Annotated in this window: 28 protein-coding genes and 1 other RNA gene; 16 read left to right on the plus strand and 13 right to left on the minus strand. The window is 44.2% G+C overall.

The window, feature by feature from the left end:
* The first annotated feature begins 151 nt into the window (after positions 1-151).
* Genes ACN6MV_RS10510 through ACN6MV_RS10540 form a run of 7 tightly spaced genes read left to right on the plus strand, consistent with a single transcriptional unit; the run spans position 152 to position 6917 of the window.
* Positions 152-1546 (plus strand): CapA family protein, encoded by a 1395-nt coding sequence (locus ACN6MV_RS10510; RefSeq protein WP_419886308.1) that lies wholly within the window; start codon positions 152-154, stop codon positions 1544-1546.
* 21 nt (positions 1547-1567) lie between these two features.
* A complete protein-coding gene (locus ACN6MV_RS10515) occupies positions 1568-2299 on the plus strand; it encodes a glycerophosphodiester phosphodiesterase (RefSeq protein WP_076121858.1) in 732 nt (243 codons plus the stop codon).
* Positions 2300-2335: 36 nt separating this feature from the next.
* Complete coding sequence (locus ACN6MV_RS10520; protein ID WP_419886742.1) at positions 2336-2959, plus strand: fumarylacetoacetate hydrolase family protein; 624 nt, start codon at positions 2336-2338, stop codon at positions 2957-2959.
* Between the two features lie 23 nt (positions 2960-2982).
* A complete protein-coding gene (locus tag ACN6MV_RS10525) occupies positions 2983-3786 on the plus strand; it encodes a DUF92 domain-containing protein (protein ID WP_076121861.1) in 804 nt (267 codons plus the stop codon).
* A gap of 11 nt (positions 3787-3797) precedes the next feature.
* Positions 3798-4400, plus strand: coding sequence for a TetR/AcrR family transcriptional regulator (locus tag ACN6MV_RS10530; protein WP_042126289.1), 603 nt, complete (start codon positions 3798-3800; stop codon positions 4398-4400).
* A 54-nt stretch (positions 4401-4454) separates the two neighbouring features.
* The gene (locus tag ACN6MV_RS10535) at positions 4455-6392 is read left to right on the plus strand and encodes an ABC-F family ATP-binding cassette domain-containing protein (protein ID WP_419886309.1); all 1938 of its coding nucleotides are present in this window, start codon (positions 4455-4457) and stop codon (positions 6390-6392) included.
* A 39-nt stretch (positions 6393-6431) separates the two neighbouring features.
* On the plus strand, positions 6432-6917 hold the full coding sequence (locus ACN6MV_RS10540; protein WP_042126293.1) for a tetratricopeptide repeat protein: 486 nt from the start codon (positions 6432-6434) through the stop codon (positions 6915-6917).
* 97 nt (positions 6918-7014) lie between these two features.
* Here the strand turns inward: ACN6MV_RS10540 and ACN6MV_RS10545 are convergent, their stop codons facing one another.
* The 6 genes from ACN6MV_RS10545 to ACN6MV_RS10570 all read right to left on the minus strand — a co-directional run bounded on the left by ACN6MV_RS10545 (position 7015) and on the right by ACN6MV_RS10570 (position 11693).
* Positions 7015-7845, minus strand: coding sequence for a hypothetical protein (locus ACN6MV_RS10545; RefSeq protein ID WP_419886310.1), 831 nt, complete (start codon positions 7843-7845; stop codon positions 7015-7017).
* A complete protein-coding gene (locus tag ACN6MV_RS10550; protein WP_076119727.1) occupies positions 7829-8869 on the minus strand; it encodes a M42 family metallopeptidase in 1041 nt (346 codons plus the stop codon). Before ACN6MV_RS10550 ends, ACN6MV_RS10545 begins: the two co-directional genes overlap by 17 nt.
* 2 nt (positions 8870-8871) lie before the next feature.
* Positions 8872-9183 carry a LapA family protein gene (locus ACN6MV_RS10555; protein WP_042126298.1) on the minus strand — a complete coding sequence of 104 codons (312 nt, stop codon included), beginning with the start codon at positions 9181-9183 and terminating at the stop codon, positions 8872-8874.
* An 87-nt stretch (positions 9184-9270) separates the two neighbouring features.
* On the minus strand, positions 9271-11061 hold the full coding sequence (gene pepF, locus ACN6MV_RS10560) for an oligoendopeptidase F (protein WP_419886311.1): 1791 nt from the start codon (positions 11059-11061) through the stop codon (positions 9271-9273).
* Positions 11062-11282: 221 nt separating this feature from the next.
* A complete protein-coding gene (locus tag ACN6MV_RS10565; protein WP_167348490.1) occupies positions 11283-11453 on the minus strand; it encodes a hypothetical protein in 171 nt (56 codons plus the stop codon).
* Between the two features lie 6 nt (positions 11454-11459).
* Entirely contained in the window at positions 11460-11693 is a 234-nt protein-coding gene (locus tag ACN6MV_RS10570; RefSeq protein WP_036689271.1) for a hypothetical protein, read from the minus strand.
* Between the two features lie 174 nt (positions 11694-11867).
* Between ACN6MV_RS10570 and ACN6MV_RS10575 the strand changes: the two genes are divergently transcribed.
* The gene (locus tag ACN6MV_RS10575; protein ID WP_042126303.1) at positions 11868-12065 is read left to right on the plus strand and encodes a cold shock domain-containing protein; all 198 of its coding nucleotides are present in this window, start codon (positions 11868-11870) and stop codon (positions 12063-12065) included.
* 214 nt (positions 12066-12279) lie between these two features.
* Here the strand turns inward: ACN6MV_RS10575 and ACN6MV_RS10580 are convergent, their stop codons facing one another.
* A complete protein-coding gene (locus ACN6MV_RS10580; RefSeq protein WP_076119718.1) occupies positions 12280-13527 on the minus strand; it encodes an MFS transporter in 1248 nt (415 codons plus the stop codon).
* Positions 13528-13728: 201 nt separating this feature from the next.
* On the opposite strand from ACN6MV_RS10580, the gene ACN6MV_RS10585 reads away from it, so the two are divergent.
* A complete protein-coding gene (locus tag ACN6MV_RS10585; RefSeq protein WP_419886312.1) occupies positions 13729-14811 on the plus strand; it encodes a tetraprenyl-beta-curcumene synthase family protein in 1083 nt (360 codons plus the stop codon).
* A 66-nt stretch (positions 14812-14877) separates the two neighbouring features.
* Complete coding sequence (pfkA, locus tag ACN6MV_RS10590; RefSeq protein WP_042126307.1) at positions 14878-15849, plus strand: 6-phosphofructokinase; 972 nt, start codon at positions 14878-14880, stop codon at positions 15847-15849.
* Positions 15850-15915: 66 nt separating this feature from the next.
* Here the strand turns inward: pfkA and ACN6MV_RS10595 are convergent, their stop codons facing one another.
* The 4 genes from ACN6MV_RS10595 to ACN6MV_RS10610 form a co-directional block, all read right to left on the minus strand.
* On the minus strand, positions 15916-17289 hold the full coding sequence (locus ACN6MV_RS10595; protein WP_076119717.1) for an MATE family efflux transporter: 1374 nt from the start codon (positions 17287-17289) through the stop codon (positions 15916-15918).
* A gap of 145 nt (positions 17290-17434) precedes the next feature.
* On the minus strand, positions 17435-18643 hold the full coding sequence (locus ACN6MV_RS10600) for a putative glycoside hydrolase (RefSeq protein ID WP_042126310.1): 1209 nt from the start codon (positions 18641-18643) through the stop codon (positions 17435-17437).
* 230 nt (positions 18644-18873) lie between these two features.
* Positions 18874-19062 carry a hypothetical protein gene (locus ACN6MV_RS10605; RefSeq protein WP_036689649.1) on the minus strand — a complete coding sequence of 63 codons (189 nt, stop codon included), beginning with the start codon at positions 19060-19062 and terminating at the stop codon, positions 18874-18876.
* A 192-nt stretch (positions 19063-19254) separates the two neighbouring features.
* Positions 19255-20076, minus strand: a complete 822-nt coding sequence (locus ACN6MV_RS10610; protein WP_042126312.1) for a YitT family protein — start codon at positions 20074-20076, stop codon at positions 19255-19257.
* A gap of 331 nt (positions 20077-20407) precedes the next feature.
* Between ACN6MV_RS10610 and ACN6MV_RS10615 the strand changes: the two genes are divergently transcribed.
* Positions 20408-22054 (plus strand): DEAD/DEAH box helicase, encoded by a 1647-nt coding sequence (locus ACN6MV_RS10615; RefSeq protein ID WP_042126314.1) that lies wholly within the window; start codon positions 20408-20410, stop codon positions 22052-22054.
* 120 nt (positions 22055-22174) lie between these two features.
* Here the strand turns inward: ACN6MV_RS10615 and ACN6MV_RS10620 are convergent, their stop codons facing one another.
* Positions 22175-22270: a hypothetical protein gene (locus ACN6MV_RS10620; RefSeq protein WP_042126316.1), complete on the minus strand. Its 96-nt coding sequence runs from the start codon at positions 22268-22270 to the stop codon at positions 22175-22177.
* A gap of 186 nt (positions 22271-22456) precedes the next feature.
* Between ACN6MV_RS10620 and ACN6MV_RS10625 the strand changes: the two genes are divergently transcribed.
* The 3 genes from ACN6MV_RS10625 to ACN6MV_RS10635 all read left to right on the plus strand — a co-directional run bounded on the left by ACN6MV_RS10625 (position 22457) and on the right by ACN6MV_RS10635 (position 24128).
* Positions 22457-23284: a YesL family protein gene (locus ACN6MV_RS10625; protein WP_042126318.1), complete on the plus strand. Its 828-nt coding sequence runs from the start codon at positions 22457-22459 to the stop codon at positions 23282-23284.
* A 103-nt stretch (positions 23285-23387) separates the two neighbouring features.
* Positions 23388-23579: non-coding RNA, 6S RNA (ssrS, locus tag ACN6MV_RS10630), on the plus strand.
* 159 nt (positions 23580-23738) lie between these two features.
* Positions 23739-24128, plus strand: a complete 390-nt coding sequence (locus tag ACN6MV_RS10635; RefSeq protein ID WP_036689295.1) for a DUF1499 domain-containing protein — start codon at positions 23739-23741, stop codon at positions 24126-24128.
* Between the two features lie 186 nt (positions 24129-24314).
* Here the strand turns inward: ACN6MV_RS10635 and tpx are convergent, their stop codons facing one another.
* Positions 24315-24833: a thiol peroxidase gene (gene tpx, locus ACN6MV_RS10640; protein ID WP_419886313.1), complete on the minus strand. Its 519-nt coding sequence runs from the start codon at positions 24831-24833 to the stop codon at positions 24315-24317.
* Positions 24834-24949: 116 nt separating this feature from the next.
* Here tpx and ACN6MV_RS10645 point away from each other — a divergent pair, with 116 nt between their 5' ends.
* The gene (locus tag ACN6MV_RS10645; protein WP_419886314.1) at positions 24950-25585 is read left to right on the plus strand and encodes a rhomboid family intramembrane serine protease; all 636 of its coding nucleotides are present in this window, start codon (positions 24950-24952) and stop codon (positions 25583-25585) included.
* 4 nt (positions 25586-25589) lie between these two features.
* Positions 25590-26504, plus strand: a complete 915-nt coding sequence (locus ACN6MV_RS10650) for a LysR family transcriptional regulator (protein ID WP_042126322.1) — start codon at positions 25590-25592, stop codon at positions 26502-26504.

The raw sequence follows: 26504 nt of genomic DNA on the forward strand, positions 1-26504 counted from the left end.
TTTTTATGTCTTATATTTCTCGTTTAAATACTTACTGTCCTTATAAGGACGGTGAGAGTGTTTATACTTGGCGGACTCTCTTATTTGGAGGGTCAGGTGCTAGATATGCTATAATAGAACCAATTTGAGAGTAGAGGAGATCATAGAAAAAATGTATCCGCCGCGATCGCGTTCTAGACAGAAGAACAAACATAAGAGCAAACGTAAGCGCAGAACGGCCTGGATTTGGATCAATGCAGGTCTTCTTTTGATGATTACTGTGGCGCTCAGCTATAGTTTTATGGAAGACAAATTTAAGGGGAGTTCTGAGCCGCCTCCGGTGGCGCAAGTCACAGCCTCACCTACACCCGATATTACTGCTCAGGAGACAGCACCTATTGTAACTACAACACCAACGCCTGAAGTCACGGAGTCTCCCGTCCCTTCTCCTACGGTAGCGCCTGAGGCCACACCTACACCGAAGCCTGAGAAGGAAGAGAATATTGAAACACAGGCGCCGGAAGCTACTTCGACCCCTTCGCCAGATGAAAGCAGCTCCCAAGTCGCAGATGGTGGTTCTGTGTCTGGACTTCCATCAGATGACCAGGCTTCTGGCAATACAGTGACCTTGAATTTTGGCGGAGATGTTATTTTTTCGGGCAAAGCCGGGGAATTGCTTGAGAAGAAAGGCTACGACTATTCGTATGCCGCGTTAAATGGAATGTTCAAGAAGGATGACCTTACGGTCGTGAATCTGGAGACTCCTGTGACCACGGGTGGGGTTGGCGCCGCTAATAAGCAGTTTGTATTCAAAGGCTCACCGAAGGCGTTAGATGCTCTTAAGGCAGCCGGAGTGGATGCAGTAAATATGGCGAACAATCATACGCTTGATCAAGGGGAGGAAGGTCTGAGAGACACGCTTAGTCATCTCTCGGAAAGAGGCATTCCTTATGTTGGTGCTGGGCTCAACAGTAAAGAAGCTTTCTCGGCGCAATATTTTGAGCGTAAAGGGATTAAGATCGCCTTATTGGGGTTCACACGTGTGATTCCTGCATCGGATTGGATGGCAGGAAAGAATAAACCGGGGCTTGCTTCAGTTTATGATAGCAGAGAAGGACTTAAAGCGATTGCTGCAGCTAAACAAAAAGCTGATTTGGTTGTCGTAGTAGTCCATTGGGGCAAGGAACGGGTAGAGCAGTTCGATAATATTCAGCAGACCCTAGGACGTAGTTTTGTCGATGCGGGAGCTGATCTTGTCATTGGCGGTCACCCACATGTATTGCAGGGTGTAGAGCCATACAAAGGTAAGTGGATCGCCTACAGCACTGGTAATTTTATTTTTACGAGATCAACGGTACCTGCTACTTGGGAAACTGCTGTTTTTCAGGCGGAATGCAGTAAAAAAGGACAATGTTCATTACAGCTGAGGCCTATGACTGCTGAGCTAGCTCAGCCCGTGCCAATGAATCAGGTGAACGGACAGCTTTTACTTAAAAAAGTAGAGTCTTTATCTGCTGGTCGAGTTAAGATCGACAGTGACGGTAAAGTCACTCAAGTTACAAAATAGGGTTCCTGGGAGGTCCTTATGATGAACAATTTGTGTGTTGCCCATCGGGGATTTTCCGGTAAAGCACCGGAGAATACATTAGCAGCGATCCGGATGGCCATTGCCATGCCTTTTGTACACTGGATGGAATTGGATGTCCAGCTCTCCAAGGACGGAGTACCTGTCGTCATTCATGACTTTACGCTTGACCGTACAACCAATGGACATGGTAAGGTAAAGAACATGGATTGGGAACATATCCGCCGTCTTGACGCGGGTAGCTGGAAAGGGCGTTCCTTTCGGGGAGAGCGGGTGCCGTCTTTGGAAGAGGTGCTCACATTAGCCTCCGGTAGACTTCGTCTCAATATTGAACTGAAAACAGTAGGCGATATGTATCCTGGCATCGAGCAGAAGGTGACGGATCTTATTTCCTCCAAAGGGTTGCGGGAGGACGTGATTTTGACCTCTTTTGACACAGATGTGTTAAAAAAAATCAAGGAAATAGATCCCCGCTTCCGCACAGGGCTAATCTTTGATTCAAGGTTTGGTAATCCCGCTCGAAGGCTGCATGAACTGGAGTGCTCTCTTTTATCGATCAGCTTTTCGCGTCTGAATCCCAGATTGGCTAAGCTTTTGACGGAGCAAGGTGTGAAAATAATGGCTTGGACCGTGAACAAAGGGAAAGAGATGCGTCGCTTAGCAGACATGCATTCTGATATAATGATTTGTACAAACCGTCCGGATATCTGGGGCGATACATTTCTAAAAGTATAAACAATCCAATTCGATGGGAAAGAGAGCTGATTGTCTGTGTGCGCTGCTGTTAATAATTTATATTGTGTTGGACGGAACTACAAGCTACACGCGGAGGAATTAGGGAATAATATCCCCGTGGAGCCACTCATTTTTTTGAAGCCCTCACATGCGGCGGTTTCCCTCGATAAGGCAGTCATTCAGCTTCCAAAAGATTCAGGCCAGGTTCATTATGAAGGAGAGCTTGTACTGCGTATCGCCCGTGATTATGTACCGGGTATAAGCGTGGAGGATCTGGTGGATGTTATGGCCCTGGGACTGGATTTCACTCTGCGTGATGTGCATAATGACCTGCAAAAGAAAGGTCTGCCTTGGACACCGGCTAAAGGCTTTAAGAACGCTGCTCCGCTCACACCATACATTGCGTTTCCTGACAAGGAAGAGCTGGAGGGAACGGATTTCACGGTTTTGAAAAATGGTGTTGAAGTTCAGCGAGGCAATGTCAAGAACATGATCTTTTCGCTCCAAAAAATAGTCGATTTTATCGCTGCGCGTTACGGGCTGGGTAAAGACGATGTGATATTCACGGGAACACCAGCAGGCGTAGGCCCTACCGTATCTGGAGATTCGTTTGAATTGTACTGGGGTGACAAGCTGATGGGGACTTGCCTGATCGGCTAAAAACATCTGTTGGAGATGAATCTATGCTATGGATTATTGGCGCACTTGGCGCTTTGTTAGTTGCGGGAGCGGCTTATAGGAAACAATCCTTAAGCCTCTCCGGCATGCTTGCCGCGGTAGCTATGGGAACCATTTATTTTGGTGCCGGAAATGCCTTTTGGTTCGGAATATTGTTGGTTTTTTTCATCTCATCAAGCCTCCTTTCTAAGCTTCATCATGACAATAAGGCAGAGCTTGAACTGACTTATGCCAAGACAGGCCGCCGAGATGCTGGGCAGGTCTTTGCTAATGGTGGGCTTGGGATGGTTTTCGTTCTACTAAATGCGATTGTTCCGATGGATCTTTGGGAATTTTTATTTATCGGTGTTATGGCAACGGTAACTTCCGATACATGGGCTACGGAGATTGGTACACTCAGCAAAAAGCCGCCTCGGTCTGTGCTGACAGGTAAAATACTTCCGGCAGGTGCCTCGGGTGGCGTATCCAGTCTGGGTACGCTAGCTGCAGCCGCAGGAGGCGCGCTTATTGGTGCTTCCTCATGGCTGCTGCGGATGATATCCGGCATGCCGGATCAATCCTTCCTGTTGCTTACATTGGCTGGACTCGCTGGAGGACTTGTGGGTGCGTTCACGGATTCTATTCTAGGGGCAACCGTGCAGCAGATGAATCGTTGCACGGTATGCGGCCGCGAAGTGGAAAGTACACACCACTGCGGTAAGAAAGTTGAACATGCACGTGGCTGGAAGTGGATGAGCAATGATGCAGTCAATGCTGTTAGCTCTATCGCCGGAGGGGCAATGGCCCTATTGCTAGGGATAATGATTTAAAGGAGGAACCGATGAGCAGCACGTCCAATCATAAACATACGGCCATTCTGGATGCCGCATACGAGCTCTTCGGTTCAGGCGGATTTTACGAAACGAAGATGTCGGAAATTGCGGAGCAGGCTGGGATTGCTAAGGGCACCGTTTATTTATACTTCAAGAGTAAGGAAGAATTGTTCATGGCGGTAACGCGCCGGGATTGTGAGGGATTCCTCCAGCAGTTGCAGGAAAAGCTGAAGGCAAGTGATACTTTGGCGGGTAAACTGTCGATTATAGCCAAACATCATCTTTATTATTATTTTGAACGTAAACGACACACGAAGCTTTTTTTTCGCGCACCTAACAATAACCCAGAGCTTGTGGCGTATATGACGCTTTTCATGGAAGAATATATGCAGGCAGTAGTGAAGGTATTGCTGGAGGGCGGAGCGTCCGAGCCTGAGCTTATGGCGCAGTCCTACATAGGGATGTTGGATCGACTAAAGATGGATATTTTGTTCGATCCGTCTTTTAAGGAAGAGGATGCATATAAACGCGCCGGTTTCGCTGCGGGTCTTTTTATTAAAGGGGCCATGGATTACTTGAATTTAGGTCAGGATGATAGACCGGTGGAATAGCAGTCTAGAGCGGCTACCGGTTTTATGAAAATATAAGGCAAGCGAGGAAATAGCATGAATATTATGACCGTGGAACATCTTTCCAAAAGTTATGGAGAGAAAGTACTCTTTAGTGATGCTTCATTTGGTATGGATGATCGGGATAAAATTGGCTTGATCGGTGTGAATGGAACGGGTAAATCAACATTTTTACGTATTATTGCCGGTCTGGATACCCCAGATGGTGGGCAAATTGCGATTGGAAATAATGTACGAGTACAATATTTGGCACAGAACCCTCCTTATGAGCCGACAAACACCGTACTGCAACAGGTCTTTGCCGGAGATGATCCAGATCTTGCTACCATGCGTGAGTATATGGAGACCATGTCTCGCCTTGAAAAAGAGCCGGGCAATGCAGAACTGGAAGGCAAACTGGTGCGTATTGGGCAAGCTATCGATGCTGCAGGTACTTGGCATTTAGAGAGTGAAGCTAAAAGCGTGCTTACTAAGCTGGGCATAGTGAAGTTCGATGCGCTAATGGATACGCTGTCTGGTGGTCAACGTAAACGTGTAGCACTTGCGGCTGCCCTGATTACGCCATCTGAGCTTCTTATTTTGGATGAGCCTACGAACCATATTGATACGGACTCTGTAGCTTGGTTAGAGCAATACTTACAGAAACGGCGCGGAGCCCTCTTAATGGTAACGCATGATCGTTACTTCCTGGAGCGTGTCGCAAGTGTCATGCTAGAGCTGGACGGAGGGCAGTTATACCGTTATGAGGCCAACTATTCCCGTTTTCTAGAGCTGAAAGCCGACCGTGAAGAGCGTGAAGCCTCTGCAGAGCAAAAACGTAAGAACCTGCTTCGTACGGAGCTTGCTTGGATTCGTCGTGGAGCTAAAGCACGTTCAACGAAACAAAAGGCAAGAATCGACCGTTTTGAGAAGCTGAAGGAAAGTACAGGAAGCAGTTCGAACGGTTCGCTCGATATTTCTGTGGCTTCGACACGATTGGGTCGTAAAATCATTGAAATCAATGAACTGTCGAAATCGCTGGATGGTCGACAGCTGATTAAAGATCTGACCTATATTGCTGTACCACAAGATCGGGTAGGGATTGTAGGCCCGAATGGCAGTGGTAAATCAACACTTCTGAATCTGATTGCAGGTAAGCTGCAGCCGGATAAGGGAGAGGTTCAGCTTGGCGCGACGGTTAAGTTGGGTTACTTTACGCAAGAACATCAGGATATGGACGACAGCATGCGAGCCATTGAATATGTGAAGGAAGAAGCGGAGGTCATTCGTACAGCTGATGGTAGCGTCATTACAGCAGGCCAAATGCTCGAACGCTTCTTGTTCCCTCCTGCGATGCAATGGACGCCGATTTCCAAACTGTCAGGTGGCGAAAAAAGACGCCTGTATCTACTTCGTGTCTTGATGGGAGCACCAAACGTATTGCTGTTGGATGAGCCTACGAACGACTTGGATATCGGTACGTTGGCTGTTTTAGAAGACTATCTGGATGAATTCCCGGGTGTCGTCTTTACAGTATCTCATGACCGTTATTTCCTGGATCGGACTATAGATAAGCTGATCGCTTTTGAAAATGGTGATATCCGGATTCATGTTGGCGATTATACGGAATATGAAGAATGGCTGGCCAAAAATGTTTCTTCACGCAATGCAGAATCAAATAAAGATGACGGAAATGCAAAGCGTAAAGAGCCTACGGATACAGTCAATAACACTGCGGCATCCTCAGCTCCCAAGACCAAACTCAAATTCAGCTTTAAGGAACAGCGTGAATATGAGGGGATTGACGAGCAAATCGAGCTTGCAGAGCAACGCTTGACGGATATTAGTGCGGAGATGGAGGTTGCATTTGCTGACTCTGGGAGACTGCAGGAGCTAGTGGAAGAGCAGCGGCTTGCCGAAGCCGAGCTGGAGCGTCTAATGGAGCGCTGGACCTATCTGAATGAGCTTGCAGAGAAAATCGCTGGTAAGGCTTAAAACGGATTGTCCTTGTGTGACAATAAAGGAGGGCTCAGTTTGGAGGATCAACTTATAGAAGCTGTAGCCCTGCGAAATGAAGGTAAAGCTGAAGAAGCTAGAGTGATGCTGTTAGAGCTATATGAGCAGAATAGTAATGATGCAGAACTTCTGTATCAATTGGCATGGACGCATGATGTCCTTGGTTTAGAACGCGAGGCGGTACCCTTTTATGAGAAAAGCTTAACACTAGGCTTACCTTCGGAGCAGAGGGTCGGCGCTCTATTGGGACTGGGCAGTACCTTCCGGACACTCGGAGAATATGAGAATTCCAAAGCAATATTGGAACAGGCCATTCACGAGTACCCAGAGAATAAGGAATTTCCGGTGTTCCTTGCAATGACCTTGCACAATCTCGGAGATCATAGTCTGGCTATGGGGATGTTGCTTAAATTGCTGGCTGAAACCTCAGGGGATGAAGGAATAAGAAGTTATAGTAAGGCCATTTCATATTACTCAGATAAGCTGGAGCAAGTCTGGGATTGAATCTGCGAATGCTAATAAAAAAAACAGAGTAGGGTTCTCCAGTTTATTGGAGAATGCCTACTCTGTTTTTTTATGGCGGGGGCTGCCTCACCATATTTTATTTTGTTCCGTCCACCGCGATCATTTGCACTACAGCACGAGAGTCGCCAGGTAAGATGATCTCATCAGCATTCATCTGAGAAGAGCCATCTCCATCTAGGAAGATCCCTTCGAGGCCTTTAGCAGGAACGCTCTGTAGGATGGCTGAGCGGAACTCTGCTGCCGTCGAGAGCGTTGGTGTAACAATCAGCCACAGCTTGCCATTATCGTCATACAACATGCCTGAGCGCATTCGTTTCTCATCAGCATAAGGAAGATGTTCTTCGGCGATCGCAGCTTGCCAGAGATCCTCATGCTTCAGATTCATACTAATACCACCTTGTGCAAAATAATGCTGGCGATCCGAAACGTTCAACTCTTCTCCCGAAGAGACAACCTGTACGGATAAGCTCTGACTGGCACCATCCCAGACTAGGGTTCCGCGTGCATATTTAGCGTTAAACCAGCCGGAACCGTACGCCTTTTTAACCCCGTTAATAGGGATATCATTCATGATAGCAATAGATAGAAGTGCATCTCCATAGAAGAAGCCTCCATTAATCCCATATGCAATCACTTGCTGAAGGGGGGCACCAGCGGCTCTGAGTTGAACATCTTCTGGCGAAAGTGACATCATATAGAGTTGTACATTTTCTGGACTCACGGTCTCTAAATAGGTGTAAGTGTGAGGAAGACCGTCAAAGGGATCTTCCTTATGATTTCTGGATAACAGGAACATTGATAGTATGGCTGCTGCTATCAAGAGCAGCAGGAGTGAGACAATCAGCCATTGTCTACGTCGCCAGAGCTGCTTTAACTTGCCAGTGCTAGACTCAGTTAGTACCCACATAAGCAGCGAGAAGCTTAGCAGTGTTTACTACAGCTTGCTTATGTGTACGTTCCATGGAGTGGGAGGCATGCACACCTGGGCCGATCAGTGCAGCACGAATATTATTACCACCTCGAAGGGCAGCGGATGCGTCGGAGCCGTACATTGGATAGATATCAACGGCATAAGGAATCGCGAGTGCTTCTGCCAGCTCAATCAAACGGCCAGTCATAACATAATCGTAAGGGCCGGAAGAATCTTTTGCACAGATGGACACATCGGTTTCTTTACAGCTAAGATCGTCGCCCATGGCGCCCATATCGACTGCGATCATTTCATTAATCTCACCAGGAATCCAAGCTGTGCCGTGTCCTACTTCTTCATAGTTCGAGATGAGGAAGGAAAGGTTATGGAGCGGTTTCCAGCCTTCACGCTTCATACTTTCCAACAGTCCAAGTAGGGCTGCAACGCTCGCCTTATCATCCAGATGACGGGATTTAATATACCCGCTAGGTGTAATCACAGCACGTGCATCGAAGGAAATGAAGTCACCAACGGAAATGCCAAGCTTGAGTACATCCTCTTTGGTGGATACAAGCTCATCGATCCGTACTTCCATGTTTTCCTCTGAACGTTTGAATTCACGAGCATCTGGATATACGTGAACGGATGGGTGGCTGGTTAAAATGGTTCCAGTATAGGTTCTGCCGCTGCGGGTATGGATTACGCAGTATTCATTCTCGATGCTATGCATAGTGAAGCCGCCAACAGAGGTCAGTCGCAGAGTACCATTAGATGTAATGGAGCGAACCATGCCTCCAAGGGTATCTACGTGAGCGCTGATGCCGATTGTACGGGAAGGATCAAGGCCTGGGACGGTTAGAATTACGCCGCCTTTTTCATTCCAGCTTAGTGGTACATTCAATGCTGCCGCTTCTTCTGCTACAAGATTCATGACTTGTGCTGTGAAGCCGCTGGGGCTCGGTGTATCAAGCAATTTTTTTAGGATTGAAAGTATGTAATCTTCGTTTGGTTGAATGGTAATCATTAGTTAAGTCCTCCTGTTAGGCCATCATTGTCTGTGTTAAAAGAATCTAAAGAAGTGTCGGCATCACGAAGTTTGGTTAGCTCTGCAGTTAGGCTTTTAATTTGTTTTTGTAGTTTGTACTGGCGAAAAATACCGTAAGAACCCACGATGATTCCACCAATTAACGCGCAGCCCAGAATAACTAGGATCAGCGGTATATTAACTACATCAAAACCGAAATTGACTTGAACGGGATCCACGTTGATGACTGCAAATATGGCTGTTAGCAGCGCAAAGATTAGACCTGCAATTAAAGACCATTGAATTCTCATTGAATTCTTCCTCCTCAGGGGATATAACAGAATAAAATCCCTTGCCCAAATTGGGCAAGGGATTAATGCAATACTAAACTCTCTGCCTTATTTGGTCAACTGTTCCATTTGAGCGATAACATCTTCGAAGACACTCATCGCTTCGCGAATCGGCTCAGGAGAAGACATATCAACACCAGCTTTAGACAGAATATTAATGGAGTAGTCACTGCCGCCACTCTTCAGGAAGCCGAGGTAACGATCTACCGCAGGTTTACCTTCTTCAAGAATTTGTTTGGCAAAGCTAGTCGCTGCTGAGAAGCCGGTTGCGTATTTATAAACATAGAAGCTGTTATAGAAATGCGGAATCCGCGCCCATTCCATCTCGATATCCTGATCTACAACCATTTCTTTACCATAGTATTTAACATTCAGGTCATAGTAGATGCTTGAAAGATCTTGTGGAGTAAGCGATTCGCCTTCTTCCACACGCTGATGAATGATTTTCTCGAACTCCGCGAACATTGTCTGCCGGAAGATCGTTGTCCGGAACTGATCAGCATAGTAGGTGAGCAAATACATTTTTTCTTTAGGATCTGTAGACTTTTTGAGTAAATAATCCATTAGCAGCGCCTCGTTAGTAGTAGAAGCAACCTCTGCTAGGAAAATCGTGTATTGCGCATCACGATAATTCAGAGCGTTATCCGAAAAATACGAGTGTAATGCATGGCCCATCTCATGCGCCAATGTAAACATACTGTTTAAATTATCATTATGGTTCAACAGTACGAAAGGATGCGTACCGTATGGGCCCCAGCTGTAAGCCCCAGACCGTTTATTCTCGTTCTCATAGACATCGATCCATCCGTTGTCGTAGCCTTTTTGCAGCACATTCAGATAATCTTCACCGAGCGGTTTGAGACCCTCTTTAGTGATTTTTTTGGCTTCTTCATAGGTGATATCTAATTTATATTCATCAACAAGCGGGGCAAACAGATCATACATATGTAGCTCATCGACACCCAGCAGCTTCTGACGCAGTTTCATATAACGGTGCATCAATGGAAGGCTTTCGTGTATCGTATCAATCAAGTTGGTGTAAACCTCTTTCGGAATGTTATCACCATAGAGTGACATTTCCATTACAGAAGGATACTTGCGAATCCGTGAGTAGAACACATTTTTATTCACATTGGCGCTAAGCGTTGCTGCGATAGTGTTCTTCTGCTTCCGGTAGGTATCGTAGACTGCTTTAAAAGCATTGCGGCGAACCTCACGGTCACTACTTTCGAGAAACTTGATATAGTTGCCATGAGTCAGCTCGACTTCTTTGCCATCCTCATCTTTGATCTTAGGGAATTTCAGATCCGCATTGTTCAGCATACTGAAAATATTCTGAGGCGCTTGAGCTAAATTTCCTACCTGAGCTAGCAGTGCTTCTTCGGCCTTAGAAAGCACATGGGCTTTTTCGCGTTTCATTTCAGTTAAGGTGAATTTATAAGCGGATAGGTTCGGATCGGCGATGAACTGGTCCAACTTCTCGATAGGCAACGCCAGAATTTCTGGGGTTACAAAAGATAAGGCTTCACCTGCTTCAATACCAAGCTTTTTCGCTTTGGAGGACAAAGCTTGATAGTCAGGATTAGCTGTGTCTTCATCTTGACGCATATGTGCATACACATAAAGTCGTTCAGTTAGGATAGACAGTTTGTCATCCAGCTCAAAACATTTTTTTAGAGCATCCGCGGAATCTAGTGTACCCTGAAAATCCGCAGCTTTTCTGATTAGGGATTTAGCTTCTGCATATTCTGCATCCCAATCCTTCTGAGAAGCAAACACATCCTCAAGCTTCCAACGATTCTCAGCAGGTACTTCGCTTCTCTTCAATAATTGTTCCATAGAAACCCTCCTAGAATGATGAGATGTAGTAGGCATAATCTCCCTCGGCAATACTGTAGATGATAAATCACCCGGTAGCAAGCTGAGCACAAGTAGAAGAGGGATGGACTTGGGTGAAATAGGCATAACGTCCTCCTCTTGAAAGTAGAGTCGGCTTATTATGCCCTGTTAAGTCCTGATTATTAATGTTTAGTCTTCTTTAAAATATATGAAAGTATAAGTTATGCCAATAAGCTATAAATAACAAAGATGAAGGCGAACAGAATCATAATGACAGCAGTTAAGGCCATGCCCCGCTTAAATTGCGGCGGGACACGATCCTTGGTCATAATTAGAACTGCGCCTAGACATAAGACTAGGACAACATAAATCGCGATATTTTCTGTATTCATATTCTGTTATACCTGTTTGAAAGCTGCGATAATATTTTTGTACTCTTCTTCATTATCTTTATAAGATTCTTTGTTGAATCGGTTGTTCACCCACTGCATCATAGCTGGACGACTAAGGAAGGTATGTGTTTCTTCTCCCCATTGATCGGAGATTTCGCGAAGAACGATATAACGTCCTTGTACTTCTACCGTCATCATATTCCATTTGTCTGTTTTGTATATTTCATGTTTTTTGATCATTATCATTACCACCCTGGCGATTTTTGGCTTTTGGCTCAATGATAACGCACAGGAGAAGGGAAAAGCAAATTAAATCACATATTTAAAGGTCTAGACAGATTGATTTGAGTAGAAGATTGCAGTATAATATAGTTATACGCCATATATGGCGGTTATTTTTAGGAGGTTGTTCAATTGAAAGGTACAGTAAAATGGTTTAACGCAGAAAAAGGTTATGGTTTTCTTCAAGTAGAAGGCGGCGAAGATGTATTCGTACACTTCTCAGCAATTCAAGGTGAAGGATTCAAAACTTTGGACGAAGGTCAAGAAGTAGAATTCGATATCACTGATGGTAATCGTGGACCGCAAGCTGAAAACGTAGTAAAATTATAAGAAACGGCAAAGACAGTTTAGCTGTCTGCTATAAATATATAATTTACTTGGCAAGCCCTTGCAAGAGTGGTTACCAAACTATAGAACACAGTTCTTTCGGGAACTGTGTTTTTTTACGTCTATTATTCATCAATTTAAATAGAAAAGGTCTTTGCATTCCCAAGTGAGGGACAGCAAAGACCTTTCTATATTTTGAGTGTTTAGAAGTGTTCTATTATAGTGAGGCTTTTTTGTTTGTTTTCTCTGAGTAACGTATCGAACCTCGATAGATATCTAATAAATGTTGTCCTAAAAAACCTACTAAGGCAAGGAGGCTGAAACCAACCGCTACCATATAAAAGGTGAAGCGTCCAGCTTCTTGATAGATCATTCCACCAAATGTACCACTTAGAAGTCCAGCTGCACTTGACCAAACAACTGTGTAGATGGCAAGACCGGTTGCTCGGAGACGATCAGGAATAATCCGAGTGATATAACGGACACATGTTACAAAAAAGACGCCAAATGTCAGGCTATGCAAGGCTTGAATCGCGATTATAGAGCCTGGATGATCGGCGAGCGCCATTAGTAGAAAGCGAAGGGCATACATGAAACTGGCTAAAATTAATAAGGGCAGTTCTTTAAATTTGTCGCCGTATTTGCCGAGTATAAATAATACAGGGATTTCACTTAGGGCTGAGGCAAGAAGAGCCCAGCCGATCACTTCCTCGCCAGCACCCAGATTCTTTAAACTGATGGTGAGAAAGGCTTCGTTCATTCTATGGCCTAGTGCGAGTACAAAGACACAGCCGAAGAACCACAGCACCTCTTTTTGCAAAAGAATATCTTTAAGCCCGTGCTCTTTCTTAACAGGTTTGGTAGTAACTGCTTCCTGATCGGGAAGCTCTGGAACAGGTTTTTTGACATCCTTAAGGCCAATTGTAATTAGAAGCGCGATTATTATGATAATAATACATAAGGTTAGACTCCAGGTAGCACCTAAAGCTCTAAGCGCATAACCGACTGTTAAAGCAAAGAAAGAATAGCCCAATGAGCCAAATACACGAATTGTAATGAAGTTTCGTCCGTGCCGCTCCGCAATTTTGATGGCCATTGTATCAGCAAGCGGAAAAACAGGGTAATAGAAGAAGTAGAAAAAGGACAAAATAAGCATAACGGAAGAAAATTCGGTCGCTCTGGCTAATAGAAGTCCGGTTACTAATTGTCCCGCGAGTAAAATAAACATGATTTTTCGAATGGTGCCCAGCTTATCGCTCATCATACTCCAGAAGAGATTGGATAGGATGGAGATGAGGGGTCCGAGGGAATACAAGTAGCCCACCTGAGAACTGCTAAACCCCAGATGTGTGTAGAATAATGGAAAGTAGGATACTACAAGAACGCTGGTACCATAAATCGTAAATAGAAAGGAACGAAGCCAATTTTGATCACTGTAAGGGCTTCCGGTCCGTTTTGAAAACATGAAAGTGCACTCCTCTGAAATTGAAATATGCCTAGTATAGCATAAAGCAATGAAGGGTTATGTGTTTTATTCTTGAATTGCTTTATTTCTGAATCTTTCAGAATTTTACGAAAGTGATTTTGTTGTTTGTACAAATACGTCTGATCATATTATAATAAGTGGTGATTTGGATAAGGAGACAACAATGTGGAGGCACTATCATTGAGTGAATTAGAGCAAGGCCGTAACCTTAGCCCGCGTGGCCCTATCGGGCTTATGAACAGGGTCTATAAGTACGTGCTGCCTGAAGTGAGAGAATGTCTCCACTTCTGGCGCCAAGATGCGAATGGGATTCCCGATCCCGAGCTCCGGAAGCAAGCACTTGCCAGCATTGAGACGAAAGAGTTTCATTGCATAGGTGGAGGTATTTATGCCGCCGGCAATTTATCGATGAGACATATACTTATTCCGCTTATTGTTGCTTATCAAACTATCAGTGATTATCTAGATAACTTATGTGATCGCAGTACTTCGCTTGATCCTGCAGATTTCAGGCTGCTGCATCAATCTATGCTGGATGCCATTGATCCAAACGCTGAACTTGTGAATTATTATGCGCTTCGTGATGAACAGAATGACGGTGGATACTTGTATAGGCTGGTTCGAAAATGCCAGGAGATGATCTCACTGCTGCCAGGTTATTCCGCTGCTGCAGCGGAGATTCGTGACTTGGCTGTGCTGTATACAGATTTGCAGGTATATAAGCATATCCGCCCGGAACTCAGGGAAACAGCCCTGAAGGAATGGTGGGAGCAGCAGGGTAGCCGTGCTCCGCATCTGCAATGGAACGAGTTTGCGGCTGCGACGGGCTCTACCTTAGGCGTATTCATGCTTTTTCTATCCGCATGTGATCCGAAGCTAAGCAAGTCTTCTTCGGAATCGATCCGTGCTGCATACTTTCCACATGTGTGCGGATTGCACATTATGCTGGATTATTTGATTGATCAGGAAGAGGACCGAGCAGGCGGTGATCTTAATTTCTGCAATTATTATGACGACACGGATACCATGTTGAGTCGGATCGCTTCCATGGTTGAGTGGGCCCGCAAGGATGTACGTGAACTTCCGGAGTCATCTATGCATCGTATGGTGATTGAGGGGTTGCTGGCACTTTATTTATCAGATCCGAAAGTTAGCGAACAGCGGGAAGTTCGCACTGTGTCTAAGAGCCTAATGAGAGGAAGTCCGCTTACAAGGCTGTTCTTCTTCGCTAATAGCCGCTGGATACGCAATCGTTTTTTGTAACAAGGCTGCGAAGCTTCACCTATACAACGGATGGGGCATTGCACAACTTTAAGGAGGAACAACAGAATGTCAAAAATCAAAAAAATTGCAGTACTGACTAGTGGTGGAGATTCACAAGGTATGAACGCCGCTGTTCGTGCGGTTGTAAGAAGCGCACTTTATTATGGTATTGAAGTTTTTGGTGTGCAACGTGGTTATCAAGGACTTTTGAATCGCGATATCTTCCCTATGGATCTTCGTAGTGTAGGTGACATTATTCAACGTGGGGGAACCATCCTGCAATCTGCGAGATGTCTGGAGTTCACAAAGCCAGAAGGTCAACAAAAGGGCGCGGATATTCTGAATGAAATGGGCATCGATGGCCTAGTAGTTATCGGTGGCGACGGTTCTTACAAAGGTGCTAATAAACTAAGTAAACTCGGTATTAAGACGATGGCTTTACCGGGAACTATTGATAATGATATTTCCTACACAGACTACACCATTGGGTTTGATACAGCAGTTGGTGTCGTTGTAGATGCCATTAACAAGCTGCGTGACACGATGTCCTCCCATGAGCGTTCTTCCATTGTAGAAGTTATGGGACGTCATTGTGGAGATATCGCGCTACATGCTGGTCTGGCTTCTGGAGCAGAAACAATTCTCGTGCCAGAAATGCCATATGACTTGAATGAAGTTGCGGATCGTATGCGCGACAACTTTGTCAGAGGTAAACGTCACAGTATCGTCATCGTTGCAGAAGGTGTTGGTAAAGGCGAAGATGTGGCCCAAGCGCTGAAAGATCGTCATGCTTCTCTGGATGCACGGGTTACTGTACTTGGACATATTCAACGTGGAGGAACACCAACCCCTGGAGACCGGAACCTTGCTAGCCGTCTTGGTGACTTTGCCGTTCGTAAACTGATTGAAGGTGAGTCTGATAAAGGTTGCGGTATCATCAAGGGTGAACTAACCCTCACAGATATCGATCTTGTTGTAAATACTAAGAAAGACTTTGACGTGGAGTTGTACGAGCTTGCATCCCGTCTTTCTCAATAATTAACACACAAAAAAAGGAACAGCTGCGAACTTCGCACTGTTCCTTTTTTGTATTCTTTTGATTTATTAATGATGTGCTTGAGCGTCTGCATATTGTGTAGCATAACGGCGTTGAACTTTAACAAGCCGAGTCAAGAGCAATGTGGCCCCAATCGCAAGGCCGGTGATCAAGCCAATCCAATAACCATATGCACCTAGATCCGTGTAAGTAGCAAGTGCATAGCCAGTAGGAAGCCCTATAACCCAATAAGCTATAAAGCAAATAATGAAGGCTGGGTTAACATCCTTATATCCACGAAGCGCTCCTTGTGTAGGTGTGGCAATCGCATCGGAGATCTGGAAAAAGATCGCATAGATTAAGAAATGCTGAATTAATGAAATGACATCAGGCTCATCAGAGTATAAACCAGCTACATGGTGGCCGGCAAACAAGAGTAGGAGTGCTGTTGCCAGGGAGAGGATAGCCGCAAGTCCAATACCCATTATGGCATATTGACGGGCATCCTTTTGTCTTCCGGATCCTGTCTCGAAGCCGACAAGAATAGTTAGGCTCATACAGATACTGAGCGGAATCATATATAACGTAGTAGCAAAATTAATGGCTGCTTGATGAGCTGCAATCGTTACGGTATCGAACCGGCTCATCAACAAGGTTACAGCAGAGAAAACTGCAGTTTCAAAAAAAATGGAGAAGCCAATAGGTACACCGATCTTGAGTAGATCTTTGAAGCTTTTTAGCGATATAAAGTAGAACTTCCGGAAAATTCTAAGGCTTGCAAAAGGTTCAGCTCGATAAATGAACAGCAGGGCAACGGAAAAGATTACCCAGTAAGTGATAGCTGATGCCACTCCAGCTCCAACGCCACCCAATCGAGGGAATCCGAATTTCCCGAAGATCAGTAAGTAGTTTAAACCCACATTGACGGGGAGAGCTATTAGTGTAATCAACATGGATACGCGTGTTTGCCCAAGAGCGTCTATACAACTGCGGAGAACCGTATAACCAAACAGCGGAATGATTCCGAAGGAGATCGCACTAAGAAAGCGGAAGGCAACATCTCTTACAGTCGGCTCCAGATTCATAAAATCAAGAATAGGTGATAAGGCGAGACTGCCGATTAGTAAGACGATTACAGAGACGATCAGAGAAAGCCAGATTCCCTGTGTGACTTGATAGGCTACATCCTTATCTTTCTTGCTTCCAATGAGCTGAGAGACAATGGGGGTGATCCCCATAAGAATCCCACTTAAACCCGTTTGAATCGGAATCCAGAGACTGGTTCCTATCGCCACACCTGCCAGATCGGCTGTGCCAAACTTACCGGACATGTTGGTATCAAAGAAGGTTATCGCGGATAAAGCAATCTGTGTAACTAGAATTGGGAATAAAATATGGAAAAATTGTCCTGCTTTTTGTTTTAAAGAGGTGGTTTGTATCATCGTTCTTTGACCTCATTCTTTGTTGGTTTGTAATAATTACAGTAAAAGTTCCTTTTCTCTCCATTAAAAGACCCGGCAGACGCCGGGTCTTTATCTTTTATATATCATACCTGATTTCAATTATAAACAATAAGGGCGCTATACATTATTTCTCATAATCGACATCGGAGGTATATCGGTTATTGGCGTTCCAGAGCAGAAACTCCTCTACATTTTCATCTTTTAAAGCGCGGATTTGATCTTCCACCTGTTTTTTGCCGTATTTAATATAATGACCTTTTCCGAGCCAGCTTGCTGTAAAATCTTGAATCCAAGGACGAATAACAGGTTTGTAGCTGCCTAGAGGATCAAGCTTCTTATGGGTATCAACCATGGAGCCTTTAATGGTAGCATACGGATCTAAGTCAGGCTCTTTTACTCCAAACCAGCCCGTTGAATAATGACTTGGATAAACCATTGGGCTGATGACATCCACATTCTTGGATATTTTTACGAAGTCTTGTCCAATTCCTTCAGCAGGGGCAGATGCAGCATATCCAAAAATATCTACGGATACACGAACACCAAGTGGAGCAAGCTCTGCTTTTGCGTATTTTACAAAATTAGAAATGATATCTACGCGAGAATCACTGGTTTTGGTGTATTTAAGTGTGTCTGCACGTTTTTCAAAACCTTCAGGAAAGCGCACATAGTCGAATTGAATTTCTTTAAAGCCGAGTTTGACAGCTTCTTTGGCGATATCGACATTGTACTTCCAGACCTCTTCATTATAAGGATTAACAAAGCTATCGCCGCCTTTATTCTTCCATACTGTGCCGTCTGCATTAACAAAGGATAATTGCGGGTTCTTTTTGGCAAGTATAGAGTCCTTAAAGACAACAATTCGAGCAATAGGATAAACATCATGTTTATTCAATCTTTCCATCAGTTTGTTGATGTCGCCAATAAATGGCTGCGGATTACCGAGTTTCTGAAGTTCTGGATTATCGGTTTTATACGTGATGTAACCTGCATCATCCTTAATGTCGATGACCATAGAATTTAGTTCCGTCTGATCAAGTAAAGAAAGAAGCTTTTCCATTCGTTCTCCACCGGCGCTGTATGCGGTAACATAGATACCTTTTACTTTCGGTGCATCCGGCTGAGGATCTGCGTGTAACATACTTTGTGAGTCATTTGTCTCTGTTGTAGCATTTGGAGCTGGAGTTGAACCATTTGAATTATTATTTTGCGTAGCGATGATGGGGGGATTCATGGCGGACTTCAATGCAATTGCCACTTCAGCGTCATGTTGATTCTGTTGCACGCCTACACTTCCCAAGGCCATCATCAGTAGAGCCCAGGTGATGTTCATTCGTATTCTCTCCCTTTATGTACATTTCCTAAATTATATAGGAACGGTTGCTTCTAAAAAGAACAGTGTTGTAATAATGTTGGCTCAGATCGGGTCTGAAAAACCATCCTTGATGTATATAACCGGGACGCACAGATTCTAAACGTATTGTTAAAAAGTAAATGCCGCCTCAACACGGCAACATGGCCGAACTTAAGGCGGCAACTATCAAGACTTCTCTTGCGGCTTACTCATTGAAGATACGCAGAATTCTGATGTTCACAGATACTGTAATGGATGATATCCATGGCATCTGCAGGTTCCAGAATACTAAGCCCGTCACGCAGAACGATTACGGAATTTAATTCGTCCTGTTTGAGAAACGGCATCATATCAGGATACCACCTCATGACGATTGCTGACAGCTTTACCGTTTCCATTTCCACAAAAATCACCCTTTCCTTTTTCGATAGGTCTGAATGGAATTCAGTAATCATCGGAAAACGAAGTGCTTGGAAAAAAGAGGGGTAAATCTCAATCTTTATGAAATTGTTAGGGTTCTGCGTGATTATAATATATCACAATTCTGTGATTGGTGCATTTTCCAAATTAATACTTTTCATTGCCAGTTTTTATCTTTTTCGGAAGGAGCCCATAACACCAACTGTCTCGACAATATTTACAAATGCTTGAGGATCTGTCGTGCGGATAATACGTTGCAGTTCAGCAAGTTCGTAGCGGGTTGTTACTGTCATTAGCATGTCCTTTTCAACATGAGAATAAGCGCCTTCTGTTTTAATCTTTGTAACACCACGTTGAAGCCCCATTAAATGCTGAAGGAGCTCATCTGTACGATTTGTTACTATATATACGGTTACCTTTAAATGGCTGATGTGAATCATATCCAGTACCTTACCTGTTACGTATATAGATACCATCGATGCAAGAGCTAAATTCCAGTTGTTATCAAAATAGGCTGCGGCAAGGATAACGAGACCGTTTAAGCTTACCACCACATTTCCAACCGGGAAATCACGGAATTTAGTGATGATGGATCCCAGGATATCAAAACCGCCGGAGGAACCTCCTGCACGGAAGGAAAAACCACAGCCGATACCTACAAGTACACCGCCAAATACAGAAGACAGCAGCATATCAGTGGCTACCAAATATTCTGGAATGATCGTTAAGAACCAAGTTGTTGCCACAACGGATAACATGCTTAGCATAATAAATCTCCGGCCAAGCTGGAACCAACCAGCTACAAGCAAGGGGATATTAAAGAGCAAGTACAAAAGGCTTATGTTTATTGGTGTAAAGTAACCCACTAACATGGAAAGCCCAGATACTCCTCCACTGAGTAAGCGATGCGGGATTAGAAAAAGATTAAATCCACTGGCAATCAACGCTGCTCCAAAAATCACTGCAATACAATTCCAAATCTGTCTTAACAAGCAAATCCACCTCTATAAATTAATTTAAAATAAACCATGAATGCAATGAAAAGAAAGGAACCCACTGGTATTCCTACTTAGAGTTGTGATATAATGTATAGGATATTCTTGAGTAGAACGTTACAATGGTATTTTTGCATTGCATCGGATGTAAAGCTACAGTTGCTCAGGTACAATGAAGTACCTGATGAAAGGGAGGCTTTTCGTCCCAAAAGCGCTATATCATGCAGAAAAAAGAGCATGATTGGACAGCATATAAATGTGTTTACCGCTACTTAAGAATACAGACAAGCATGTGGAATGTCCACTGTATAGAAGGAGCATGAATAATTTGAAAACATTCGCAGAATTTGGCTTGGAGCCAAGAGTGCTACAAGCAATCACAGAGTTAGGATTTGAGGAGGCAACACCGATACAGGAGCAGTCAATTCCATTGGCATTGACTGGGTCGGATCTGATCGGTCAAGCACAGACTGGTACAGGTAAGACTGCTGCTTTTGGTATCCCCCTCATTTCGAAGATTAATCGTGAAGACGAAAAAATTCTGGCACTTATTATGGCACCAACTCGTGAGTTGGCCATTCAAGTATCAGAAGAAATCGGTAAGCTAAGCCGTTTCAAAGGTCTTCGTTCGTTGGCAATTTATGGCGGACAAGATATTGGTCGCCAAATTCGTGGTCTAAAGAAGAAACCACAAATTATCATTGGTACACCAGGTCGTTTGCTTGACCATATCAACCGTAAAACCATTCGTTTGGATGATGTTCAAACTGTTGTATTGGATGAAGCAGATGAAATGCTGGATATGGGCTTTATGGAAGATATTCAGACAATCCTCAAGCTCGTTCCTGAAGAGCGTCAAACTATGTTGTTCTCGGCTACAATGCCTCCAAACATTCAACGTCTTGCTCAGCAATTCTTGAACAACCCGCAACACGTCTCCGTAATTCCGAAACAAATCAGTGCTCCGCTGATTGATCAAGCATATGTTGAAGTACCTGAACGTCAAAAGTTCGAAGCACTTAGTCGTTTGATTGATATGGAATCTCCTGAGCTTGCAATCGTGTTCGGACGTACGAAACGCCGGGTTGATGAGCTTGCAGAAGCTTTGCAAAAACGTGGATACTCTGCTGATGGTTTGCATGGTGACCTGTCTCAGAACCAACGTGATGCTGTAATGCGTAAATTCCGTGATGGCAGCATTGATGTGCTGGTAGCTACTGACGTAGCGGCTCGTGGTTTGGACGTATCCGGTGTTACTCATGTAATTAACTTTGACTTGCCGCAAGATCCAGAAAGCTATGTACACCGTATCGGTCGTACTGGTCGTGCTGGTAAAGAAGGTACAGCTTGGTCTTTCGTTACTCCACGCGAAATGGATCACCTGCATTTGATCGAACGCGTTACTCGTCACCGTATTACTCGCAAACCATTGCCAACAATGGCTGAGGCTATCGAAGGTAAACAACGCGTAACAGCTGAACGTTTGCTTGAGATGGTAGAGAGCGGTGAATTGAACGAGTACAAAGGTATTTCTATTCAATTGCTTGAGCAATATGATTCCGTTCAATTGCTGTCAGCTGCAATGAAGCTTCTGACTGGTGATAAGAAGGATTCCACAATTGAATTGACTCCTGAAGATCCAATCCGTGCTAAACGTCGTGGTGGTAAGAACGACATTCGCAGTGGCCGCAAACCTAATGGTGGTTATGGCGGAAACCGTGGCACTTCCGGTGGCAGCACTGGTGGATACCGTGGAAACCGCGACAACAACGGTGGCGGTAGTCGTGGTGGCTACAACAGCGGTGGCAGTAACTATGGTAGCGGCAGTGGCGGTTATGGCGGTGGCTATAAAGGCAATCGTGATAGCGCAGCTAACCGTGATGGTGGAGCGAACCGCAGTGCGGACCGTAAACCCTCTACTCGCCCAAGCAGCACAAGCACACGTCCTGCAAAACGTGAAGATTTCGATAACTAATACTTGATCTGAACCCTAGGGTGACGATTTATCAAGATACAAAGAAGACGAGATGCCGAATAGCGGTTCTCGTCTTCTTTTTGCTGTAATATTAGGGTGTTTATTGAATGATCAGCTTATTTAAACGAAAGTACGAGTGATGATAACGAGCAGGATAAACAATACGAGGATCGTACCGGTGGAAGTCCAGCCGCCGTAGCCAACAGGTGAGGACATACAATAACCTCCTTTAGATTGTGGTGATTTTGGTAATTATTATGATTACAATCCCAATATATGGACTTTCTAGACTTGTTGTATAGACGATAACCTAGAATTCAGAAAGTTGGGCTATGGAAAAGAGGAGGTCAAATGAGGTATAGTTAAGATAAGCAGTATGCAAGAGACAGAGGAGGAAGGGAATTGGAGTTTAAAGGAGCAATGGGCGGCTTATACCGCGTCACAGAATGGATTACACGTATCGCAGCAAGTAATATCTTATGGGCACTATGTTCCGCCCCGTTTTTATTTTTTGGTTTGATGAAGATACTTATGCTAGGGACAAGTTCGGGTGGAGTTAATGAACAGCTCACTTTGAACTGGGCTATGGGGATTCTAGCACCATTTACAGTATTTCCTGCTTCGGCGGCTTTATTTACCGTGGTACGTAAATGGGTTATGGGAAATACAGATGTAGGAACTTTTCGCACATATTTTCAGGGGTATAAAGAGAATTATCTAAAAAGTATGCTCGGAGGAATTATCTATACATTGATGTTCGTTATTATGTACGTCGATGTAACGGTTTACATGACACAAATGCCTAACTTTAGAATTGTTGGTATTTTGATGTTAGTGCTCATGATTATTTTGTCGGTATCCATGTTTAACTTCTTTTCTATTGTTGTTCATTATCAAATGAGCTTTAAGCAAGTAATGACTAACTCGATCTTGCTGACAATTGCACGACCAATTCGTGTGTTCTCAACTTTGATTGCAGCGGGGGTTCTTGCTTATATTGGCCTGAGATATCCAGCGCTGTACATTATCTGTATCCCGACGCTGATTGCGATGGCTGCTTTCTTTAACTTCTATGCTACCTATAATAAATTGCAATTGCAGGTGGAGCAGAAGAAACTGAAGGAGCAAGAAGAGGCGGAAGCTGCGTTGAATAATCAAGAGGATGACGACGATGATGATGACGACGACTATGAAGAGAATAATGAGAATAAAGATTTAAAACGTATTTAATAATGGCAAGCATTGAGCGTTGGAAATCGTCAGTAATTTAATTCCAGTGTAAAATAAAGCGCATACAGGTTTACTTTTTCGTTAAAACGCAATATAATAATAACAAATCCTGCGATGTTCGTTACGGTTGCTCGTTGTTTTGAACCAATGATAATGTCTTGGGAGATCTACACGAAGCGCAGCTGAACAGCCCTGTCTATATGACCTGGGGAATTCAAAAACGTTTTCTGCGGTCACCCACCTGCTATAGCAGGTTCAGAAGACACTGTAGCCGGACGGCATAAGCGGGTTTTCCATTGTTTAGGCCAAGCGCCTCTGTTTCCCGTGAAAGTTGGGAGCGGGCGCTTTTTTGTATGTCTGGAACAAGGAGAAAGTGAGTAATACCCTTTTGTTCCTGAGACAAGAGTGTTACACTTAGAATAATGAACTTGGGATTTGTAGAGGGGGAAGAATTTTGTCGTTAAAAAGAACCTTGGTTGGTTTATTCCGTAGTCATGATGGAACAAGCGACCGCGCAAAAGATCCGACATTAAAAACGCGTTATTACAATCTTACGAAAGACAAAGCTTGGGAGGAAGTTTCATCAACGCTTAAGAAGGTTCCTGGATTCAAGGTGCTTCATGAAGTGGAGTCAGTAGGTGAGATTACTCTGGAGAAGAGAACGGCATTTGGCCGTACACTGGATATCACTGTCTCAGTGCTTAATACCACACCTGTACGATGTGGCGTAGATATGTATTCTGCATCTAGAGGATCGCTTGGTGATCTGGGTGCTAATTACCGCGTCATTCAGCGGTTGTATGCGTCTTTGGACAAAAAATTAGGAAAATACAAAGCGGACTAATTTTCAGAGATCCATACAAAACCTTCTTATTTAGGGATAGTATGAATGCGTTTACGCAAACGAGGGCTGCTCTGGATGTTATCGATAAATCTTTCTATTTACAAAAAAAAGCGGGAGAAGGATGGACCTTCTTCCGCTTTTTTCAGAATATAAGAAAGTATTGTCGAAACTTACTGTTCTAGAGAATTAGAGCAGACTCTTCACAGCGGCTATAGCATCTTCGTATTTAGGATGCTCAGTCATTTCACTCAAATATTCAACATAGGTGAGTGTGTTGTTCTTGTCCAGAACAAAAATAGAACGCATATCTAATCGGAATTCTTTGATTAGAATGCCATAAGCTTGTCCGAATGAGGCTGCTTTGTGATCGGATAGTGTAATTACGCGATCGATTCCTGCAGCGCCGCACCAGCGGGCCTGAGCGAATGGTAGATCCATACTTACTGTAAGGATAACTACATCGTCACCTAGCTCTGCAGCTTCGCTGTTGAACCGGCGGGTCTGTGCGTCACATACACCAGTATCAAGAGAAGGGACAACACTGATCAGCTTGATTTTACCGGCATAATCACTAAGAGAAACTTCTTCCAGTAGATTCTTACTAAGAACAAAATCAGGAGCGGGATCACCAGCTGTTAGCTTGGGTCCTACGAGAGTGATGGGGTTGCTTTTGAAAGTAGCTACGCCTGTTCTTTCTTGCGTCATATCCTTGTTTTCCTCCTCGAATTGTAATATTGGCTCTTACTGCCACAATAAATTATAATCTTATTTACAGGGAGATGTCCAACGGGGCAAGATATAAATGTAAAGGGATGGGTGTAATGATATTTATTCGGTATGAAAATTGGAAAAGTTACCTGCGGTATTACCCGGTAACATGTCTTCTCATTGTGGCTAACGTGATAATGTTTATCTTCATGACGTTCAATGGAGGATCCACCAATATACAAACGCTTGTTGATTTTGGTGCTATTGTTGATGTTAGTCCGTTTAAAGAGGAACTATGGCGCTATGTAGCGGCTATTTTTTTACATAATGGGTTTTCCCATCTATTCTTTAATAGCTTCGCTCTGCTGGTATTTGCACCGCCTCTGGAGCGTCTTCTTGGCTGGTGGCGATATACAATTCTTTACGTGGTAGGTGGAGTTCTTGCGAACGTTCTAACGATTGCAATCAGCAGCCGCTCAGCATTAGAGGTAGGTACGGTCTCGGTAGGTGCTTCTGGAGCGATTTACGCCGTCTATGGGGCATTTTTATACATTGCGGTTATGCAAAGGGCTATGATGGATGAAGGCTCACGAAAGACGTTATACGGATTGCTAATGATCGGGATTATTATGTCGTTTGCAACACCAAATGTAAATTGGGTTGCACATATCGGAGGCTTGGTTTCTGGCTTTTTCCTATATGGACTTATTATTCGTATATTTAATAAAAGCCTAAGACAGGGGCGATGATGGAGTGGAGCTAAGACAGCTGCAATATTTTCTAAAGGTAGCCCAAAAAGAACATGTAACACGAGCGGCGGAGGAACTTCATGTTGCTCAGTCTGCAGTAAGCCGTCAGATTCATCAGTTGGAGCAAGAGCTTGGAGTTGACTTGTTCATGCAAAAAGGGCGTAATTTGCAGCTTACGCCGGTTGGACAGCTCTTTTGCAAGCGAGTGGATAGTATCCTTAAGGAATTGGAGCATTCAGTTAATGAGGTGCATGAATTTCTGGATCCGGAACGTGGGGAGATTCGCATTGGGTTTCCTCACAGCCTGGGCACGCATCTTATCCCGACAATCGTTGCGGAATTCCGCCAGCACTATCCTCATGTTAAGTTTCGCTTTAAGCAAGGGTCTTACCCTTCTTTGATAAAGGATGTATTATCTGGTGAAGTGGATTTAACATTTATTTCGCCTTTTCCGGAGAATGATGAGCATGTCTCTGGGGATATTGTTATGACCGAGGAGTTATTTGCAATACTTCCGCAGAATCATCATCTGGCAGGAGAGTCTGAGATCCGATTGGAACAGCTTCAAAAGGAAAAGTTTGTTCTGTTCAGTCAAGGTTATTCTCTGAGACCAATCGTTTGGCAAGCGTGCTTGCAGGCAGGATTTCAACCGCAGATTGCATTTGAAGGCGGGGAGACTGATACCATTCGCGGTCTAGTGGCGGCAGGAATGGGTGTAAGCCTTCTTCCGGAGATGGCGTTCTATCAGACCAATCCTCTCCAGCCGGCTCAGGTAAGGGTCGTGGAGCCTGCTGTGACGAGGACGGTTGGTTTGATTTACCGAACAGACAGTAAGTTGCCGCTCGTAGCACGTTCATTCCGGACTTTTTTGATATCTTATTTTAAAGCTAGACAAAATAATACCCCGGTTGGCTCTTAG

Source organism: Paenibacillus sp. B-A-8 (assembly GCF_048572915.1).
In the GTDB taxonomy this organism is placed as follows: domain Bacteria; phylum Bacillota; class Bacilli; order Paenibacillales; family Paenibacillaceae; genus Paenibacillus_AQ.

Coding starts and splice junctions, on each gene's coding strand:
- ACN6MV_RS10510 (WP_419886308.1), top strand. CDS start 152: ATGTATCCGCCGCGATCGCGTTCTAGACAGAAGAACAAACATAAGAGC.
- ACN6MV_RS10515 (WP_076121858.1), top strand. CDS start 1,568: ATGAACAATTTGTGTGTTGCCCATCGGGGATTTTCCGGTAAAGCACCG.
- ACN6MV_RS10525 (WP_076121861.1), top strand. CDS start 2,983: ATGCTATGGATTATTGGCGCACTTGGCGCTTTGTTAGTTGCGGGAGCG.
- ACN6MV_RS10530 (WP_042126289.1), top strand. CDS start 3,798: ATGAGCAGCACGTCCAATCATAAACATACGGCCATTCTGGATGCCGCA.
- ACN6MV_RS10535 (WP_419886309.1), top strand. CDS start 4,455: ATGAATATTATGACCGTGGAACATCTTTCCAAAAGTTATGGAGAGAAA.
- ACN6MV_RS10545 (WP_419886310.1), bottom strand. CDS start 7,845: ATGTGGGTACTAACTGAGTCTAGCACTGGCAAGTTAAAGCAGCTCTGG.
- ACN6MV_RS10555 (WP_042126298.1), bottom strand. CDS start 9,183: ATGAGAATTCAATGGTCTTTAATTGCAGGTCTAATCTTTGCGCTGCTA.
- pepF (WP_419886311.1), bottom strand. CDS start 11,061: ATGGAACAATTATTGAAGAGAAGCGAAGTACCTGCTGAGAATCGTTGG.
- ACN6MV_RS10565 (WP_167348490.1), bottom strand. CDS start 11,453: ATGAATACAGAAAATATCGCGATTTATGTTGTCCTAGTCTTATGTCTA.
- ACN6MV_RS10570 (WP_036689271.1), bottom strand. CDS start 11,693: ATGATCAAAAAACATGAAATATACAAAACAGACAAATGGAATATGATG.
- ACN6MV_RS10580 (WP_076119718.1), bottom strand. CDS start 13,527: ATGTTTTCAAAACGGACCGGAAGCCCTTACAGTGATCAAAATTGGCTT.
- pfkA (WP_042126307.1), top strand. CDS start 14,878: ATGTCAAAAATCAAAAAAATTGCAGTACTGACTAGTGGTGGAGATTCA.
- ACN6MV_RS10595 (WP_076119717.1), bottom strand. CDS start 17,289: ATGATACAAACCACCTCTTTAAAACAAAAAGCAGGACAATTTTTCCAT.
- ACN6MV_RS10600 (WP_042126310.1), bottom strand. CDS start 18,643: ATGAACATCACCTGGGCTCTACTGATGATGGCCTTGGGAAGTGTAGGC.
- ACN6MV_RS10605 (WP_036689649.1), bottom strand. CDS start 19,062: ATGGAAACGGTAAAGCTGTCAGCAATCGTCATGAGGTGGTATCCTGAT.
- ACN6MV_RS10620 (WP_042126316.1), bottom strand. CDS start 22,270: ATGTCCTCACCTGTTGGCTACGGCGGCTGGACTTCCACCGGTACGATC.
- tpx (WP_419886313.1), bottom strand. CDS start 24,833: ATGACGCAAGAAAGAACAGGCGTAGCTACTTTCAAAAGCAACCCCATC.
- ACN6MV_RS10645 (WP_419886314.1), top strand. CDS start 24,950: ATGATATTTATTCGGTATGAAAATTGGAAAAGTTACCTGCGGTATTAC.